At 51.8% G+C, this 1,252-nt stretch carries 1 protein-coding gene and 1 pseudogene; one reads left to right on the top strand and one right to left on the bottom strand.

What is annotated here, in order from left to right:
• A partial coding sequence (gene hemA, locus ACTHUR_RS11400; RefSeq protein WP_440398644.1) for a glutamyl-tRNA reductase occupies positions 1–649 on the bottom strand: 649 nt, incomplete at its 3' end.
• A 234-nt stretch (positions 650–883) separates the two neighbouring features.
• Between hemA and ACTHUR_RS11395 the strand changes: the two are divergent.
• Positions 884–1,252: pseudogene (locus tag ACTHUR_RS11395) on the top strand (sulfite reductase subunit beta); the annotation flags it as partial.

The following is a 1,252-nucleotide window of genomic DNA, read 5'->3' as shown; positions in this document are numbered from 1 at the left end:
ACTCTTGGGCGCGCGGCAGGGTACGGTTGGCAACGGTAATGAGTTTGGGATTTTTGGCGGCGAAATAGGTGGCAACCAATTCAATCATTTCGCCCGCGCCGATAAATAGAACGTTCAGGTCGCCGATATCGGGAAAAATCTGCTCGGCAAGCTTGACGGATGCGGAAGCCATCGAAACGGAATTCTCGCCGACAGCGGTGTCGGTACGCACTTCTTTGGCAACGGCAAACGTTTTTTGAAACAATGCGTTGAGGTTGGTATTGATGCTTTCTTGCTCTTGTGCGACACGCACGGCATCTTTAATCTGTCCCAAAATCTGCGGCTCGCCCAATACCATGGAATCCAATCCGCAGGCGACGCGGAAAGCGTGGCGGATGGTTTCGTTGTTGTCCAAGGTATAAAGATAGGGGCGGGTTTCTTCGGCGGGCAGGTTGTGATATTGCGCCAGCCATTCGATGATTTGCTCGGTTTCGCCAACGCAGTAAAGCTCAGTGCGGTTGCAGGTCGATAGAATTACTGCCTCCTTCGCTGCTTTGCTTCGAGCAAGGTTGCGGACGGCTTCGGGCAGGCTTGCTGCGGTGAATGCCAGCTTCTCGCGTATACTCAAAGGCGCAGTTTGGTGGTTGAGTCCGACGGCGGTAAGTTGCATGGGATAAGGGGGAGAGATGGTATGTGTCGGCGGGTATTATAGCTTAACTTGACTTTGAAATGAATGTGTTGGCTTCCAAACAAACAGTGCGATTGGCAAAATTTAGATTACCGGGGGTCGTCTGAAAACATCAGATTCATATAACGAAATCATCTTTAAATCGAACAAACCATTCTTTCCCATTTTCAGACGACCTGATTAAAGTAGCTCCAAACTGAGAATAAGGAGCACCCTATGACGACTACCGCCGATCCGCGCGCCAAGCTGCCCGACACCCCGCTTTCCGGCAATGAAGCCCTGAAAGACCGCAGCGACTATCTGCACGGTACCATCAAAGACGATTTGACCGACGACTTTACCGGTGGCTTTACCGCTGACAATTTCCAGCTCATCCGTTTCCACGGCATGTACGAGCAGGACAACCGTGACATCCGCGCCGAGCGTACCGATCAAAAACTCGAACCCTTAAAAAACATGATGTTGCGCTGCCGTTTACCCGGCGGCATCATCACGCCGGCGCAGTGGCTGGGCATAGATGAATTTGCCGGCGACCACACCATTTATGGTTCCATCCGTCTGACCAACCGCCAAACCTTCCAATAA

Source organism: Neisseria sp. P0021.S007 (assembly GCF_051956855.1).
The sequence above is the reverse complement of the archived record's forward strand: the minus strand, read 5'-3'. Positions and strand labels throughout refer to the sequence as shown.